The organism is Bradyrhizobium sp. 26S5 (assembly GCF_036923295.1).
Lineage (GTDB): Bacteria > Pseudomonadota > Alphaproteobacteria > Rhizobiales > Xanthobacteraceae > Bradyrhizobium > Bradyrhizobium septentrionale.
Genome location: NZ_CP145948.1, coordinates 6,989,764 through 7,006,034 on the forward strand (window position 1 = coordinate 6,989,764; position 16,271 = coordinate 7,006,034).

At 66.2% G+C, this 16,271-nt stretch carries 13 protein-coding genes; 1 reads left to right on the forward strand and 12 read right to left on the reverse strand.

Annotated features, from left to right (window positions below; all coding sequences use genetic code 11):
- Position 1 precedes the first annotated feature (1 nt).
- From V5279_RS33010 to rsmH, 10 genes are all read right to left on the reverse strand, one after another.
- The gene (locus V5279_RS33010; protein WP_338691292.1) at positions 2–841 is read right to left on the reverse strand and encodes a class I SAM-dependent methyltransferase; all 840 of its coding nucleotides are present in this window, start codon (positions 839–841) and stop codon (positions 2–4) included.
- Positions 842–878: 37 nt separating this feature from the next.
- Complete coding sequence (gene murG / locus V5279_RS33015) at positions 879–1,979, reverse strand: undecaprenyldiphospho-muramoylpentapeptide beta-N-acetylglucosaminyltransferase (protein WP_338691293.1); 1,101 nt, start codon at positions 1,977–1,979, stop codon at positions 879–881.
- A 35-nt stretch (positions 1,980–2,014) separates the two neighbouring features.
- Complete coding sequence (ftsW, locus tag V5279_RS33020; protein ID WP_029078907.1) at positions 2,015–3,166, reverse strand: putative lipid II flippase FtsW; 1,152 nt, start codon at positions 3,164–3,166, stop codon at positions 2,015–2,017.
- A gap of 1,091 nt (positions 3,167–4,257) precedes the next feature.
- Positions 4,258–5,658 carry a UDP-N-acetylmuramoyl-L-alanine--D-glutamate ligase gene (gene murD / locus V5279_RS33025; RefSeq protein WP_338691294.1) on the reverse strand — a complete coding sequence of 467 codons (1,401 nt, stop codon included), beginning with the start codon at positions 5,656–5,658 and terminating at the stop codon, positions 4,258–4,260.
- Between the two features lie 112 nt (positions 5,659–5,770).
- Positions 5,771–6,877 carry a phospho-N-acetylmuramoyl-pentapeptide-transferase gene (mraY, locus tag V5279_RS33030; RefSeq protein WP_166304640.1) on the reverse strand — a complete coding sequence of 369 codons (1,107 nt, stop codon included), beginning with the start codon at positions 6,875–6,877 and terminating at the stop codon, positions 5,771–5,773.
- Between the two features lie 10 nt (positions 6,878–6,887).
- Entirely contained in the window at positions 6,888–8,321 is a 1,434-nt protein-coding gene (locus tag V5279_RS33035; protein WP_338691295.1) for a UDP-N-acetylmuramoylalanyl-D-glutamyl-2,6-diaminopimelate--D-alanyl-D-alanine ligase, read from the reverse strand.
- Positions 8,318–9,793 (reverse strand): UDP-N-acetylmuramoyl-L-alanyl-D-glutamate--2,6-diaminopimelate ligase, encoded by a 1,476-nt coding sequence (locus V5279_RS33040; RefSeq protein WP_338691296.1) that lies wholly within the window; start codon positions 9,791–9,793, stop codon positions 8,318–8,320. Before V5279_RS33040 ends, V5279_RS33035 begins: the two co-directional genes overlap by 4 nt.
- Positions 9,794–9,842: 49 nt before the next feature.
- Positions 9,843–11,609: a penicillin-binding protein 2 gene (locus tag V5279_RS33045; RefSeq protein WP_338701509.1), complete on the reverse strand. Its 1,767-nt coding sequence runs from the start codon at positions 11,607–11,609 to the stop codon at positions 9,843–9,845.
- 11 nt (positions 11,610–11,620) lie between these two features.
- Positions 11,621–12,073, reverse strand: a complete 453-nt coding sequence (ftsL, locus tag V5279_RS33050) for a cell division protein FtsL (RefSeq protein WP_035976317.1) — start codon at positions 12,071–12,073, stop codon at positions 11,621–11,623.
- 2 nt (positions 12,074–12,075) lie between these two features.
- Positions 12,076–13,071 carry a 16S rRNA (cytosine(1402)-N(4))-methyltransferase RsmH gene (rsmH, locus tag V5279_RS33055; protein ID WP_338691297.1) on the reverse strand — a complete coding sequence of 332 codons (996 nt, stop codon included), beginning with the start codon at positions 13,069–13,071 and terminating at the stop codon, positions 12,076–12,078.
- A gap of 469 nt (positions 13,072–13,540) precedes the next feature.
- Here rsmH and V5279_RS33060 point away from each other — a divergent pair, with 469 nt between their 5' ends.
- Positions 13,541–14,416: an N-acetylmuramoyl-L-alanine amidase gene (locus tag V5279_RS33060; protein ID WP_338691298.1), complete on the forward strand. Its 876-nt coding sequence runs from the start codon at positions 13,541–13,543 to the stop codon at positions 14,414–14,416.
- 100 nt (positions 14,417–14,516) lie between these two features.
- Here the strand turns inward: V5279_RS33060 and V5279_RS33065 are convergent, their stop codons facing one another.
- On the reverse strand, positions 14,517–15,752 hold the full coding sequence (locus V5279_RS33065; RefSeq protein WP_338691299.1) for an RNA polymerase sigma factor: 1,236 nt from the start codon (positions 15,750–15,752) through the stop codon (positions 14,517–14,519).
- 69 nt (positions 15,753–15,821) lie between these two features.
- Positions 15,822–16,181, reverse strand: coding sequence for a YciI family protein (locus tag V5279_RS33070; protein ID WP_029078916.1), 360 nt, complete (start codon positions 16,179–16,181; stop codon positions 15,822–15,824).
- Positions 16,182–16,271: the final 90 nt, after the last annotated feature.

Sequence of the window (16,271 nt, forward strand, 5' to 3'; positions counted from 1 at the left end):
GTTACGCCGCTCCCAATCGCACGGCACGCGCCGCCAGTTCATCCTGCATCTCGATGACGCGAAGATAGTTGCGCAGACGGTTGGTCTCGAGCGCACGCAGCAGCTTGTTCTGGTGATAGGGCAGCACGAGTTCGGCCAACGATGCGCTCCAGGCCGCATTCATGTCGAACAGCACGCCGAGGCCGAACACGGCGGGGATCTCGGCGAAGCCGAACTCCTTGCCCTGCGCCAGCTCCTCCGCCAGGAAATCATCGATCGCGGTCATCACGCCGTTGCGCGCGCCGCCGGCGACGTTTGCGAATGCAGCGAGGCCCGCGCCGCGAAAGCCACGCCCCTCGACCAGCACCGGGCGATCCAGCGTGGCGCCCGCGTCGTAACTGTGCGGATGGCGATACGCCGCGGGAATTTGCTCGGGTGCGTAATACATGTCGCGCCGCCCGCAGGGCCAGCCGACATCGTGCAGGAAGACCAGAACAGGCTTGCCGGCGCGGCGGCTGATCACCTCGATCTGCCGGAGCTCGTGATAGACCGTGTACCAATTGTGGTCGCCATCGACGATCCAGGCGTCGGCGGCATCGAGTTCCGCGAAGGCATCGAGGCTGGTCTTCGCAACGTGATGCACATCCGGATTGGCGTTCACCCAATCGAGGAATTCGGGCTTCGGCGCCGGATCGACGCTGGTGAGCTGACCGCCGCGTGCCCGGCAGTGCTCGGCGAGCAGCGCCGACATGCCGCCATACTCCGCACCGATCTCGACGATGTTTTGCGCGTCGGCCAGGCGTAGCGCCTCGAGGATCAGATCCGAGAATTCCGAGACGGAGTGAATCAACAGGCCCGTCATGATCAAGTCTCCCCCGGCGTCCTGCCGGTTTGGCGCATCAAATCCCGGCCACCTTGGCAACGAGGTCCGCCAGCCGCTCGGCGGCGTCGAGCCGGCCGACGCCGCGCGCGGCTTCTGCCATCGCGGTCAATTTCTCGGGCTCGGCAGCGAAGGCCGAGATTTCGGCCGCCAGCCGCTCGGGCGTGAAGTCGCCCTGCGCGATGCGCAGCGCGCCGTTCGCCTGCGACAGCACGCCGGCATTGGCGAACTGGTCCTGATCGATCGCGCCCGGCAGCGGCACCAGGATCGAGGGCCGGCCGATCGCGGCGAGCTCGGCCACGGTGCCGGCGCCCGAGCGCGAGATGACGAGCTGGCTCGAGGCCAGCCGCGCCGGCAGGTCGGCGAAGAACGGCGCGAGCTCGGCATCGATCCTGAGCCGGTCGTAAACCGCGCGCACCCTGGCCATGTCCTCTTCGCGCACCTGCTGGGTGACGATCAGGCGGCTCCACAGCGCGGGCGCGATCTGCTCGATTGCCGGCGGCACGATGTCGCTCATCACCCGCGCGCCCTGGCTGCCGCCGACCACGAGCAGGCGCAGCGGACCGTCGACTTCGGGCGGGGTGTATTTCACCGCGGCGGCCGCGAGGATCGCCGGCCGCATCGGCGTGCCGACGGTGGTCGCCTTGCCGGCGAGCGCGGGATCACGATCGAGCACGCCGGGCAGCGAGGTCGCGATCGCGTTGACGCGGCCGGAGAGGAAACGATTGGCGCGGCCAAGCACCGCGTTGGCATCGTGGATGATGCCGGGGACGCCGAGCATCCGCGCGGCGATCAGCGGCGGCAAGGTCGGATAGCCGCCGAAGCCGACGACGGCCGACGGCTTCAGCCGGCGCACCAGATTGGCGGCAACCAGCGTGCCGTAGCCGAGCATCAGCACGGTCTGCGCCAGCGAGAGCGGGTTGCGGCTGCGCACGGTCGCGCTCGGCACCAGGTCGATGCTCTCCCGGCCGAACAGGCCGGAATAGCGCAGCGCGCGGCCGTCGGTGGCGAGCCGGACCCGCAGGCCACGTCTGATCAATTCCACGGCGAGCGCTTCGGCCGGGAACAAATGGCCGCCGGTGCCGCCGGCCGCCAGCAGAATCAGGGGCGCGTTGTCCATGGCCTTCAGATAACCGACGCCGCAGTCACAGTCACCTACGCGTAGGCGCGCCGAGCGCTGGCGCCTTCCATCGATTCGATCTCGGTGCGCGGCCGCTGCCGCGTCAGCGCCAGCATCATGCCGACGCCATAGGCGAGCGAGACGAACGAGGAGCCGCCATAGGAGATGAACGGCAGCGTCATGCCCTTGGCCGGGATCAATTGCAGATTGACCGCCATGTTGATCGTCGCCTGCACGCCGAACAGGATCGCAAGTCCCGACGCCGCGAAGCGCGAGAACATGTCCTCGGTGGCATAGGCGCGGGTCAGCGTGCGGATCACGATGAAGCCGAACAGCGCGACCAGCATCAGGCAGAGAATGATGCCGAACTCTTCGGCCGCGACCGCGAACACGAAGTCGGTGTGGCTGTCGGGCAGGCTGCGCTTGGCGATGCCCTCGCCCGGCCCGAGCCCGAACCAGCCGCCGTTCCAGAACGCCTCCATCGCGGTGTCGACCTGGAAGGTGTCGCCGGAGGCAGGATTCATGAAGCGCTTGATGCGGCCGGCGACGTGCGGCACCAGCAGATAGGCGCCGAACAGGCCCGCGCCAGCGGCGCCGGCGAGCCCGAACACCCAGATCATCCGCATGCCCGCGATGAAGAACAGCGCGCCCCACACGGTGAGGATCAGCATGGTCTGGCCGAAGTCGGGCTCCATCACCAGCAGCGTGACCAGCGTCATCAGCAGCACCAGCGCCATCGAGGTCGCCGGCATCTCCGGCCGCTTGGTCGATTCCGCAAACAGCCAGGCCGCGACGATCACGAAAGAAGGCTTGGCGGCTTCGGAGGCCTGGATGTTGACGCCGAGCAGCGTGATCCAGCGCCGCGAACCCTTGACCTCGGGCCCGATCAGCAGCGTGAGCACGATCAGCGCGATCGAGACCGCGAACACGATCAGCGCGGTGCGCCGGATCTGCCGCGGCGTCATGAACGACACCCCGATCAGCACGATCAGCGACGGCGCCAGGAACATGACGTGGCGGTTGAAGAAGTGGAACGGATCGAGCCCGATCCGGGTCGCCACCGGCGGGCTCGCCGCCAGCGACAGGATGACGCCGGCCAGCATCAACGCGGCGATCGCGACAAGCAGCAGCTTGTCGACAGTCCACCACCAGTCCGAGAACGGGGTGCGTTGGTCACGGGCGAGCATGGGCGTCCCCAGATGGCAGAGATAACGTCCATTGGTGGCGCAGGATGGTTTCCAAGGGGTTAACGGGTTGGGTAACTTTTGAGGGAGGGAGTTAGGCAACACACCAACCGCCCTCCTTGCGCAGAGACGACATGCCGATCGCCGTCAAAAATCGCGGTGTCATCACCCGCGCATGCGGGTGATCCAGTATTCCAGAGACGTATGCGCTTGAGCCGAGAGGCCGCGGCGTACTGGATCGCCCGGTCGAGCCGGGCGATGACAGTGTGGGTGGGGACGCGGCTTCGCATTCTCGCGACATGCATGTCCGAGCTGTGCATCTCGTTTCGCCCTCTCTTGAACAGAGGGCGCAGGGAAAGCCGGGTGCCGATCGCACCCATGGGTCCGGTGCAACAAAAAGCACCGGAGGTAGGACCACAGGTGTAACCGGAAACATCCCGGCTTTCCCTGCGCGATGGGTTACGGCTTATTTCGCGCTCTCCCCGGCGAGACTGGGCTTGTTTGTCACCGCCTTCGCAAAAACGCCCGCGCGTTTTGCGAGGGGACACCGGCCGCTAGGGCGTCAGGACCACACGACTTCACCGTCCGCGTCACATGCGTTCGTCGCCTGCATGATCAGCGTCCACCGCATCTCACCGCAACACCCGTGACGATGCGCAGCGCCCCTCGATCGGGTGAGACGGGCGAACCATACACCGAGTTGGGTGTTCTGATAAATAGAAATATTTTTGTTGCGGGGGCTTGCGCCGTCGGGCAACTCAGTGATTGGCGCGTAAGGGAGGCACCGGCGGAAGGGTTCCCTCCCCCCTTGCGGGGGAGGGTTAGGCAGAGGGGTCCACACGACGTACTCTCTCCGCATTTGTTGCCGAGGCAAGCGAACAAGTTGCAAGAGCGATGCGTTCAACAATCAGCTCAGCCCGGGGCCACCCCTCTCCCCACCCTCCCCCGCAAGGGGGGAGGGAGCCTGAGAGACGTGCTCACCTCACATACGATGAAGAAAAAACCAATTCCCATCGATACTGTCCGGCCAAGCAGCGATGGGTTTCGCTGCGCTCTATCCATCCTACGATGTCCAGACTACGACGTCGGAATCGTCACACCACCGGCTTGACGCCGGGCAGTGCCTGGACAATGTCACGGAAGGCGGCGCCGCGGATTTCGAAATTGCGGTACTGGTCGAACGAGGCACAGGCCGGCGACAGCAGCACGACGGCCTCGGAGAGCCCCGACGCCTCGGCGTCGCGCGCGGCGCTGGCGATTGCGACGTCGAGCGTGCCGGACATCTCGTGCGGCACGTGCTCGCCGAGGGTACCGGAAAACTCGGCCGCCGCCTCGCCGATCAGATAGGCCTTGCGGATGCGCGGGAAATAGCTCGTGAGACCCGCGATGCCGCCGGCCTTCGGCTTGCCGCCCGCGATCCAGTAGATGTCGGCGAAGGACGACAGCGCATGCGCGGCCGCATCGGCATTGGTGCCCTTGGAGTCGTTGACGAACAGCACGTTGCCGCGGCGGCCGACCTGCTCCATGCGATGCGCGAGACCCGGAAAACTGCGCAGGCCGTTCTGCAGCACGTCGGTCGCGATCCCCATCGCCAGCGAACAGGCCGAGGCGCAGGCCGCGTTCTGCGCATTGTGCAGGCCGCGCAGCGAGCCGATGCCGCCGAGACGTGCGACCTCGCTGCGCGCCGCGCCGGACGCGCGCACGATCGTCTCATGCTCGACATAGAGGCCGTCGGGCAGCGGGTTCTTCACGGAGATGCGCACCACGCGCTTGCCGGCGCGATCGAGCCGGTCGGCGATGTCGCGGCACCAGCCGTCGTCGACGCCGACGATCGCGGTGCCGCCCTGCTGCACGCCGGCGACAAGGCGTTCCTTCACCGCGGCGTAATGCGCCAGCGTACCGTGGCGATCGATATGGTCCTCGCTGATATTGATCAGGATGCCGACCGAAGGATCGAGCGACGGCGCGAGGTCGATCTGGTAGGACGACATCTCGATGACATGGACGCGGCCCATCCGCGGCGGCTCCAGCGACAGGATCGCGGTGCCGATATTGCCGCCCATCTGGGTGTCGTAGCCGGCCACCTTCATCAGATGCGCGATCAGCGCCGTGGTGGTCGACTTGCCGTTGGTGCCGGTGATGGCGACGAACGGCGCGTTCGGTGCGTGACGGCGCCGCTCGCGGCAGAACAATTCGACGTCGCCGATCACCTCGACGCCGGCATCGCGCGCCTTCAGTACACTCCAGTGCGGCGCCGGATGGGTCAGCGGCGCGCCGGGGGTCAGGATCAGCGCGGCGAAATTCGCCCACGACAGGTTACGCAGATCCGCGGTGGTGAACCCGGCCTGCGCGGCCTTGGCGACATTGTCGGCACTGTCGTCAGCCGCGATCACTTCCGCGCCACCGGCCTTCAGCGCATGGCAGCTCGCAAGCCCGGAGCCACCGAGCCCGAACACTGCGACCGTCTTGCCTGCGAAGGAGGTGACCGGGATCATGATGTGACCTCCGTCATTCCGGGGCGCGCGTCTTCGCGCGAACCCGGAATCTCGAGATTCCGGGTTCGTGCTTCGCACGCCCCGGAATGACAGTAGGAGGGCTTCTTCATCATCAGCGCAACTTTAGCGTCGACAGCCCGGCGAGTGCCAGCATCACCGAGATGATCCAGAACCGGATCACGATCTGCGGCTCGGTCCAGCCCTTCTGCTCGAAATGATGGTGCAGCGGCGCCATCCGGAACACGCGTTTGCCGGTGAGCTTGAACGAGGCGACCTGGACGATGACCGAGACTGCCTCCAGCACGAACAGGCCGCCGATCACGGCGAGCACGATCTCGTGCTTCACCGCAACCGCGGTGGCCCCGAGCATGCCGCCGAGCGCCAGCGAGCCGGTGTCGCCCATGAAGATCGAGGCCGGCGGCGCGTTGAACCAGAGGAAGCCCAGGCCCGCGCCGAGCACCGCGCCGCACAGCACCGCGAGCTCGCCGGTGCCGGCGACGTAATTGATCTGCAGATAGTCGGAGAATACCGCGTTGCCGGTGAGGTACGAGATCATGCCGAAGCTTGCTGCGGCGATCATCACGGGCACGATGGCAAGACCGTCGAGGCCGTCGGTGAGATTGACAGCATTGCCGGCACCGACCATCACGAAGGCGCCGAAGATCACGAAGAACCAGCCGAAATTGATCACCATGTCCTTGAAGAACGGGATCGCCAGCGAGGTCGAGGACACGTCGCGGCCGAGCCGGACCAGCGCGTAGCAGGCGGCAATCCCGATCACGGCCTCGATCAGCAGCCGGAGCTTGCCGGCGAAGCCAGAGTGAGACTGCTTTGTGACCTTCAAATAATCGTCATAGAAGCCGACGAAGCCGAAGCCGAGCGTCACCGCCAGCACGATCCAGACATAGGGATTGAGCGGATTGGCCCAGAGCAGCGTCGACACCACGAGCCCGGACAGGATCATGAGCCCGCCCATGGTCGGCGTGCCCTTCTTGGAGATCAGATGCGACTGCGGACCATCGGTGCGGATCGGCTGGCCCTTGCCCTGCCGCAGCCTTAAGTGATCGATGATCCATGGCCCGAACAGGAACACGAACAGCGCGCCGGTCACCATCGCACCGCCGGTGCGGAAGGTGATGTAGCGGAACACGTTCAGGCCGCTGCGGAATGCCCCAAACCCCGGAACGGTGTTGGACAGCTCGATCAACCAGTAGAACATTGAAAAGGTCCTATACCGCTTCTTCGTGCGCGGCCTTGCCGGGGAAGCGTTTTTCCAGCGCGCTGACAATGAGCTTCATCTTCGATCCCAGCGAGCCCTTCACCATGATCACGTCACCGGCACGGACCGCGGCGACCGCCTGCGCTTCGAGCGCCGCCGAGCTCTCGGCATAGCCTCCCCGCTTGCCGGTGGAAAGGGCATCCCACAAATTCCGCATCAACGGACCACAACAATATACGAGGTCGATGCGGTTGGCGGTCACGGCTTCGTTGAGGCCGCGGTGCAAATCCGGCCCGGTCGGCCCGAGCTCGAGCATGTCGCCGAGCACCGCGATGCGGCGGCCATGCGGCCCGGTTTTGGCCTGGCCGAGCACGTTGAGGGCTGCGCCCATCGAGGCCGGGTTGGCGTTGTAGCTTTCGTCGATCAGCGTCGCCTCGCCATGGCCGACCTCGAGCGTGCGGCGGAGGCCGCGCCCGGTCGGCGCCTCGAGCTGCGACAGCGACAGCGCCGCGCGCGCGATATCGGCGCCGAGCAGCGAGGCGCCCGCGAGCACCGCGAGCGAGTTCATCGCCATGTGGCGGCCGGGCATGCCGATCTTGTAGGTGATGTCGTGGTCCAGGATATCGGCATGCACCGCCGAGCAGGTCGCGTGCAGCGAGAGGTCGATCAGCCGCGCCTCGGCGCGCTTGTCGGTGCCGAACGAGACGATGCGCGAGATGCCGGCCTGCTTGGCCTGCTTTTGCAGCCGCGCGAACTGCCCATTGTCGCGGTTGAGTACGACCGCGCCATCGGGCTCGAGCCCTGCGAAGATCTCCGCCTTGGCGTCGGCGATCGCCTCGATCCCGGAGAAGAATTCCAGGTGCACCGGCTCGATCGTGGTGATGATGGCGACATGCGGCCGCACCAGCTTCACCAGCGGCGTGATCTCGCCCGCATGGTTCATGCCGATCTCGAACACCGCAAAGCGCGTGCTCGCCGGGCAGCGCGCCAGCGACAGCGGCACGCCCCAGTGATTGTTGAACGACGCCACCGAGGCATGGGTCTCGCCCTGCGCCAACAGCACACGCCGCAGCGCCTCCTTGGTCGAGGTCTTGCCGACCGAGCCTGTCACCGCGATGATCTTTGCGTTGAGCCGCGCGCGCGAGGCGTGGGCGAGTTCGACAAGGCCGGCGAGCACGTCGTCGACCACCAGCAGCGGCGCGTCGGCAGGAAACTTTGCCCGTTGCGTGGTCTCGACCACGGCGAGTGCCGCGCCGGCCTTCAGTGCCGCCTCGACGAAGGCGTGGCCGTCATGGACGTCGCCCTTGATCGCGAAATAGGCTTCGCCCTTTGCAATGGTGCGGCTGTCGATCGAGAGGCCGGTGACACCCTCCGGCAGCGTGCCTTGGGTCGCGGCGCGCATCGCCTTCGCCATCGCATCCGAGGTCCACAACATCGCGCTCATGCGCCCTCCTCGGCCAATGCATTGGCGACTGCTTCATGATCGCTGAACGGCAAGGTCGTGCTGCCGACGATCTGCCCGACCTCGTGGCCCTTGCCGGCGATGACCAGCGCATCGCCTGGTTCGAGGCCGGCAATCCCGGCGCGGATCGCAGCAGTGCGGTCGCCGATCTCGCGCGCGCCCTTCGCCGTCGCCATGATCGCGGCGCGGATCGCCTCGGGCTTCTCGCTGCGCGGATTGTCGTCGGTGACGATGATGTGATCGGCATTCTCGGCCGCGATCGCGCCCATGATCGGACGCTTGCCGGCGTCACGGTCGCCGCCGGCGCCGAAGATCACGACGAGCTTGCGCTTGGCATAGGGCCGCAGCGCCTGCAGTGCCTTGGCGAGCGCATCGGGCTTGTGTGCATAATCGACGAAGATCGGCGCGCCATTGTGCTCGCCGACGAATTCGAGCCGGCCTTTTGCGCCTTCGAGATGTTCGAGAGTGCCGAATACGTCATCCGCGGCACTGCCGGCGCCGATCGCAAGGCCCGCCGCGACCAGCGCATTCTCGATCTGGAATTCGCCGACCAATGGCAGCCGGATCGCGTATTTGCGTCCGCGGTGTTCGATCGCGAGCTTCTGGGCAAAGCCTTCGATGGCGGCGTCGGCGAGACGGATGCCCTCACCCGCATCGGCGTTGCGCCCGACCGTGATGATGCGCAAGCCGCGCGCCCGTGCCGCGTCGATCACCTCGGCCGAGCAGTCATGATCGGCCGAGATCACGGCGGCGCCGCCGTCGGCGACGAGATCGCGGAACAGCCGGAGCTTGGCATTCAGGTAATGCGCGACGTCGGGATGATAATCCATGTGGTCGCGCGACAAATTGGTGAAGCCGCCGGCTTCGATGCGCACGCCGTCGAGGCGATACTGGTCGAGACCGTGCGAGGAGGCCTCGAACGCCAGATGGGTGACGCCGTCGCCCGTAATCTCGTCGAGCTGGCGATGCAGCGCGATCGGATCCGGCGTGGTCAGCGACCCGTAGACGGTGCGCTTGTCCGACACCAGGCCGATGGTGCCGATGCTCGCGGAGGAGTGGCCGAGCCGCTGCCAGATCTGGCGCGTGAATGCCGCGACCGAAGTCTTGCCGCTGGTGCCGGTCACCGCCGCGATCGTCGCCGGCTGGCGGGAAAAGAATTTGGCGGCGGCGAGCGCCAGCGCGCGGCGCGGATTGGGCGTGATCACGAACGGAGCGCGAGCATGACCCTGGCCTTTGCCTTGACCTTGCGGCAGATGGTCGCTGGCGACTGCGACCGCGCCTGCGGCAATCGCCGCATCGACAAACCGCGCGCCGTCGGTCCGGCTGCCTGATAGCGCGAAGAACAGGTCGCCCGGCTTCACCGCACGGCTATCGACCGCAAGCCCTCCGACCGTGACAGAGGAGGCACTCGGATCGATCGTGGCGTCATCGCTGAAGAGGTCGCGAAGTCTCATGATCTTCCAGTCTGGCCGGCGCTGTTCTGGCGCCGCGTTCATGTACGCCTTACTGGGTTGTTCTGGATGCCGCAAGAATAAGGCGGTCGGACGGCGGCAGGTCGAATCGCGGTTCGACGCCCAAAAGCGGCGCAATTCGGGCGATCACATTGCCGCCGGTCGGCACCGCATTCCAGCCCGAAGTGATGAAACCGTAGGTCTCCTTCAGGGGCTGCGGTTCGTCGAGCATGATCAAGAGCTGGTATTTCGGATTGTCGGCGGGCAGGATCGCGGTGAACGCGTTCAACACCTTCTTCTTGGCGTAGCGGCCGTTGATCACCTTCTCCGCGGTGCCGGTCTTGCCGCCGATATAGTAGCCCTTGACGTCGGCCTTCTTGGCGGTGCCGATCTCGGCGTTGAGCCGCATCAGATAGCGCATCTTGTCCGAGGTCTCGGGCTTGATGACGCGTTTGGCGAGCGCCATCGCTTCCTGCTCGGTGCGCTTGAGGAAGGTCGGCGGGATCAGGTAGCCGCCATTGACCAGCGCGTCGATGCCCATCACCGCCTGCAGCGGCGCCACCGCGACGCCGTGACCGAACGAGATGGTGACGGTGTTCAGTTCGCCCCATTTCTTCGGCACGATCGGCGAGGCGCTCTCCGGCAATTCGGTGCGCAGCCGCTCGAGCTGTCCCATCTTGCGCAGGAAGGCCTTGTGCGCGTCGACGCCCATCGCCAGCGCAATGCGCCCGGCGCCGATGTTGGAGGAATAGTAGAACACCTCCTTCATGTTGATCATGCGGCCCATGTTGTGATCATCATGGATCGCGAACTTGCCGTAATGCAACGGGCCGCGCGCATCCCACATCGAGTTGAGGTCGAACCGGCCGCTATCCAGCGCCATCGCCAGCGTGAACGCCTTGAAGGTCGAGCCCATCTCGTAGACGCCGGTGGTCAGGCGGTTGATGCGATCGGGATCGTGCGCCTCCTTCGGATTGTTCGGATCGAAATCCGGCAGCGACACCATCGCCACGATCTCGCCGGTGCGCACGTTGGAGACGAGGCCCGAGGCGGCCTTGGCCTTGAACTTCTCCTTGGCCTTGATCAGTTCGTCGCGCAGCGCGTGCTCGACGCGCAGGTCGACCGACAATTCAACCGGCTTCTGCAGCCGATCGGTGGCGAAGCCCGCGCGATGCAGATCGGCCAGACCGTTGCTGTCCAGCCACTTCTCCATCCCGGCGATGCCCTGGTTGTCGATGTTGACCAGGCCGATCAGATGGGCGACCTCGTTGCCGGTCGGATAGACGCGCTTGTTCTCGCGCAGGAAGCCGACGCCGGGAAGGCCAAGCCGGTGGATGTCGGACTGCTGCTTCGGCGTGATCTCGCGCTTCAGCCAGACGAAACCCTTGCGCGACGACAGGCGGTCGCGCACCTCGCCCGTGTCGAGATCGGGCAAGGTCGCGGTCAGAAGCTCGATCGCCTCGTCCTTGTCGATGAGGCGGCGCGGCTCGGCGAACAGGCTCGGCGCCTTGACGTCGGTGGCGAGAATTTCGCCGTTGCGGTCGGTGATGTCGGGCCTGGCGGTTGCGATCGCATCCTGCGAGGCGGCGCGCCGCGCGCCATGGCTGTCGGCGCCGACCGCGAACAACACCAGCCGTCCGGCCAGCACGCAATAGACCACAGCAAAGGCGACAATGGCCAAACCGACGCGCGCGCGTGCCTTCGCGGCACGGTCGACATTGCTGCCGTACAGCAGCGTGCGGATCAGCCGCTGGCTCCAGGGTTCGGGCTTGGGCTCGGGCTTGCCGGCCGGTTTGTTGGCGGGTGCCGGATCGGTCATGGCTGGTCCCGTCATTGCTGATCTCCCCCGCCCTGATCGGTGTCCGCGGTGGGCGCAGGCTGGTCGGCGGTCGGTTGGTCTGACGCCGGCTTCGCAATCGACCCGGTGGTGCTGTCGGGCGCCGCGGCGGCCTCGATGGTGTCGATCATCGCGCCGATCGGATCGCGCGAACCGGGCCGCGTGAAGTTCGGCGGCCGCTCCGGCAGGTTCTTCAGGGAATCATACTGGTTGGCGTTGACCGGCTTCAGCGGCAGATGCCGCTCGGCAAGCCCCTGCAGCCTGAGCGGCGCGTCGAGCTTGGCCCATTCGGCGCGCAAGGTGGCGATCGCGTTGCGCTGCTCGCGGATTTCCGCGTTGAGCTGCAGCACGCGTTCGACGCGGGCGGTCGATTCCATCTTGATGCGGTAAACATAGGACGCCGCGAAGATCAGCATGCCGATGACGAGGAGATGGAGAAGGCGCATCGTCACCCTCCCCGCTTCAGGTCTGACAGCCGCGGCCATGACGGCAGGTCGTCGTCGGCATGCACTGGCGCTGTGGTGCGTTCGGCCGCACGCAGTTTTGCGGAACGCGCGCGCGGATTGGCGGCGAGTTCGGCTTCGCCCGGCGTGACCGGACGCTTGGTCAGGATCTGAAAGCTCGGCGCTGCCTGCGCGACCTCGGGCAGATGCCGCGAGCCGCCGGCGACCTTGCCGCGTTCAGTGAGGAAATTCTTGACGATGCGGTCTTCCAGGGAGTGGAACGAGACCACGACGAGCCGTCCGCCCGGCTTCAGCACACGCTCGGCCGCGGCGAGCGCCCGATGCAGCTCGTCGAGCTCTTCATTGACGAAGATGCGCAGCGCCTGGAAGGTGCGCGTCGCCGGATGGATCTCGTTCGGCTTGGCGCGCACGACTTTGGCGACGATGTCGGCCAGCGCCTGCGTCGTCGTGATCGGCGCGTCCTTGCGCGCGGCGACGATGGCGCGCGCAACGCCGCGCGAATGGCGCTCCTCGCCGAAGATATAGATGATGTCGGCGAGCTCTTTCTCCGAAGCGGTCGCCACCACATCGGCTGCGGTCGGGCCGCTCTGTCCCATCCGCATGTCGAGCGGACCGCCGAGGCGGAACGAGAAGCCGCGCTCGGCCTGGTCGAGTTGCATCGAGGACACCCCGACGTCCATCACGACGCCGTCGACCGCATCACACCCCCGCGCGGCGCAGACCTCGGCAAGATCCGAGAAGCGGTCCTCGACCAGCGTCAGGCGGCCGCCGGCGCCGTCGACCAGATCGAAGCCGCCTGTTATCGCGGTGCGGTCGCGGTCGATGCCGATCACGCGCGTGTCGGCGACATCGAGGATCGCACGGCTGTAGCCGCCGGCGCCGAACGTCGCGTCGACATAAATGCCGCCGGCGCGCGGATCGAGATACGCGACCGCCTCGCGGCCCAGCACCGAAATGTGACGGGGCGCACGCTCGCTCATGCGCCGCCCCTGGGCAGGGCCGCGTAACTGGCATGCAAGCTGGCTGCGCGCCGACTCATTGCGCCTCGAATCCTCGCGCTTTACCTGACCGTTCCTGCGAAAAAGCCGCTGTGTGATACCAGCGCCAACTCCCGTCCTCGGCCGCAAATCCTGATATCCGACCGGAATTGGGAGGGTTTCCATGGGATTTCGCGCAAAAGCGGACCTTGGCCGTCCCCCGAAAACGGTTCGGCACTTCAGCTCTCAGTAACGGCACTTAACGTTAAGAAAACGTTGATGATCGGTTAGCGGAATCGCGCGCCTTTGATCCACTTTCGAGTGATACCTTTGGCCCTCACTCCGGGCATAATTGTGCGCTCTGGAACCGGCGGGCCGATTGCGCGGCCCTGCACGGTAAAGGAATAGTAAACGCCTATTTGTTTATCCATATGTCAAAATGCTTTCTCCTGTTCGGGTTTGAGTGATTCGTATGGCTTCAGGTTCGTCTTCGTCCGGCAACGCTGATCAGAAGCGTCAGCGCGCCCTCCCTGTTCCGAAGGGAGTGGCCGACGCGAAGACGTTCACGCCGGATTCCTCGATCGCCTCCGACGTGATCCCGTCGGTCAATTTCGGCGACCGCGCCAATGACCGGCAGCCCGACATGATCCTGCTGCACTACACCGGCATGCCCGACGTCGAGGGCGCGATCACCCAGCTCTGCACCGCCGGCACCGAGGTCTCGGCGCATTACATCGTGCTCGAGGACGGACGGATCGTGCAGTGCGTGCCGGAGAGCAAGCGCGCCTGGCACGCCGGCGTGGCGGCGTGGGCCGGCGAGGACGACATCAATTCCTGCTCGATCGGCGTCGAGATCGTCAACCGCGGTCACGATTGGGGTTATCCCGATTTTCCGCTGCGCCAGATCGCCGCTGTCATCGCGTTGTGCCGCGGCATCATGCTTCGCCGCAAGGTGGTCTCGCATCGGGTGCTCGGCCATTCCGACGTGGCGCCGGCGCGCAAGAAGGATCCCGGCGAGAAATTCCCGTGGCACTCGCTGGCCAATTCCGGCGTCGGGCACTGGGTGCAGCCGGCGCCGATCGTGCGCGGCGACGCGCTGCAGTTAGGGGCGATCAGCGACAACGTCTCCAACATGCAGGCCGCGTTCCGCCGCTACGGCTACAACATCCCGACCAACGGCAAGTTCGACGGCGCGACCATGGAGGTCGTCACCGCTTTCCAGCGTCACTTCCGTCCGGAGCGGATCGACGGCATCGCCGACCGCTCCACCATGGCGACGCTGCACGCGCTGCTCGAGAGCCTGCCGCCGGATGCGGCGGCGCCAACGATGGTGGCGAAGGCGAAGTAGGCAATAGGCGCTCACCGAATCTGCTCCTCGCCCCGCTCTTGCGGGGAGATTGCATCTGCGATGCAATCCGACCTCTCCCCGCAAGCGGGGCGAGGTGACTTCACCCCAGTTCCGCGATCCGCCGCGCATAGAGCCGCCGCAGCGGCTCGAGTTGCGTCGCGGCGGTCGCGGCCAGATACGCCGCGCGCGCTTCGTCTTTGCGGCCGAGGCGGCGCAGCAAATCGGCGCGCACCGCAGGCAGCTGGTCGTATACCTTCAGGCTGCCGCGCGCGTCCAGCGCATCGATCAGGTCGAGCGCGCGCGCCGGGCCGTCGACCATCGACACCGCGGCGGCGTGGTTGAGCTCGATCACCGGCGACGGGCTGATGCGGAGCAGCACCTCGTAGAGACCGGCGATCTGCGGCCAGTCGGTATCCTTATAGCTCGGCGCCCGCGCATGCAGCGCGGCGATCGCGGCCTGCACCGCATAGGATTGCGGCCGGCCCGGCATTCGCAGCGCCGCCTCGACCAGCTCGAGGCCTTCGGCGATCTGTTGGAAATCCCACAGCGAACGGTCCTGCTCCTCGAGCAGCACGATGTCGCCATCAGCGGTCTGGCGGCCGGCGCGGCGCGCATCGTGCAGCAGCATCAGCGCCAACAGGCCCTTGATCTCGCCGCGCGCCGGGATCAGCGCATCGAGCAGCCGCGCCAGGCGGATCGCCTCGCGCGCAAGATCAGGCCGCATCAGATCCTCGCCGGAGGTCGCGGCATAGCCTTCGGTGAACACGAGGTAGATCACCGCGAGCACGCCCGCAAGGCGCGGCTCCAGCGCCTCGCGCTCCGGCACCTCATAGGGAATGCCGGCGAGTTTGATCTTCAGCTTGGCGCGCACGAGGCGCTGCGCCATCGCGTCCTCGCTGACCAGGAACGCGCGCGCGACCTGCGCCGTGGTCAGCCCGCACACCGTACGCAGGGTCAGCGCAACCTGCACCTCCGCGGCAAAGGACGGATGGCAACAGGTGAAGATCAGCCTGAGCATGTCGTCGTCGAGCGTCGCATCGGCCGGCTCGGGCGGCGCCTCCGCATCCAACAACAATTGATGCGTCAGCTCCTGCTGCTTGCCGCGAAAGCTGACGGCGCGGCGGACGCGGTCGATCGCCTTGTTGCGGCCGACATTGACCAGCCAGGCGCGCGGATTGGCGGGGAATTCACCGATCGGCCAGCGCTGCAGCGCGACCGCGAAGGCGTCCTGCAGGGAATCCTCCGCCAGATCGAAATCGCCGACGAGACGGATCAGCGTCGCGAGCGCCCGGCCCGCCTCGTCGCGGAAGATTTTCTCGATCTGGCTCGGAGTCATGTCCATCCATCGTTACTCAGCGGCCGCGCCAGGCGACGCGGCCGCTGCATTCATGACGCGACAATGGCGTCATCGCGGGTTGTCGTAGATCATCACCGGCCTGACTTCGATCGATCCGTCCCTGGCGCCGGGGATCCGCGCCGCAAGGCCGAGCGCAGTGTCGAGATCCTTGGCCTCGACCAGATAATAGCCGCCGAGCTGTTCGCGGGTTTCCGCGAACGGACCATCCGTCGTCAGCGTCTTGCCATCACGGACCCGCACCGTGGTTGCCGTCGACACCGGCTGCAGCCCGTCGCCTGCCTTGAAGTGGCCGCTCTGGATGATGGACTGGGTGTAGACTCCGTACTCCGCCGACAAGGCCTTGCGGTCGTCAGGGGTCATGTGCGCGTATTGCGCGTCGCTCCGGTAGATCAGCAACAAATACTGCATCTCATCTCTCCTCTTGATCGGCTGGATCGCCGACATCCAGTCGAACGGGCGACACGAAAGACGACATCGTCAGGATAAATTATTTGGCCG

Bases quoted from the DNA above. Each gene is read 5' to 3' on its own strand.
- V5279_RS33010 (WP_338691292.1), bottom strand. From the start codon at position 841: ATGACGGGCCTGTTGATTCACTCCGTCTCGGAATTCTCGGATCTGATC.
- murG (WP_338691293.1), bottom strand. From the start codon at position 1,979: ATGGACAACGCGCCCCTGATTCTGCTGGCGGCCGGCGGCACCGGCGGC.
- ftsW (WP_029078907.1), bottom strand. From the start codon at position 3,166: ATGCTCGCCCGTGACCAACGCACCCCGTTCTCGGACTGGTGGTGGACT.
- murD (WP_338691294.1), bottom strand. From the start codon at position 5,658: ATGATCCCGGTCACCTCCTTCGCAGGCAAGACGGTCGCAGTGTTCGGG.
- mraY (WP_166304640.1), bottom strand. From the start codon at position 6,877: ATGTTCTACTGGTTGATCGAGCTGTCCAACACCGTTCCGGGGTTTGGG.
- V5279_RS33035 (WP_338691295.1), bottom strand. From the start codon at position 8,321: ATGAGCGCGATGTTGTGGACCTCGGATGCGATGGCGAAGGCGATGCGC.
- V5279_RS33040 (WP_338691296.1), bottom strand. From the start codon at position 9,793: ATGAGACTTCGCGACCTCTTCAGCGATGACGCCACGATCGATCCGAGT.
- V5279_RS33045 (WP_338701509.1), bottom strand. From the start codon at position 11,609: ATGACCGATCCGGCACCCGCCAACAAACCGGCCGGCAAGCCCGAGCCC.
- ftsL (WP_035976317.1), bottom strand. From the start codon at position 12,073: ATGCGCCTTCTCCATCTCCTCGTCATCGGCATGCTGATCTTCGCGGCG.
- rsmH (WP_338691297.1), bottom strand. From the start codon at position 13,071: ATGAGCGAGCGTGCGCCCCGTCACATTTCGGTGCTGGGCCGCGAGGCG.
- V5279_RS33060 (WP_338691298.1), top strand. From the start codon at position 13,541: ATGGCTTCAGGTTCGTCTTCGTCCGGCAACGCTGATCAGAAGCGTCAG.
- V5279_RS33065 (WP_338691299.1), bottom strand. From the start codon at position 15,752: ATGACTCCGAGCCAGATCGAGAAAATCTTCCGCGACGAGGCGGGCCGG.
- V5279_RS33070 (WP_029078916.1), bottom strand. From the start codon at position 16,181: ATGCAGTATTTGTTGCTGATCTACCGGAGCGACGCGCAATACGCGCAC.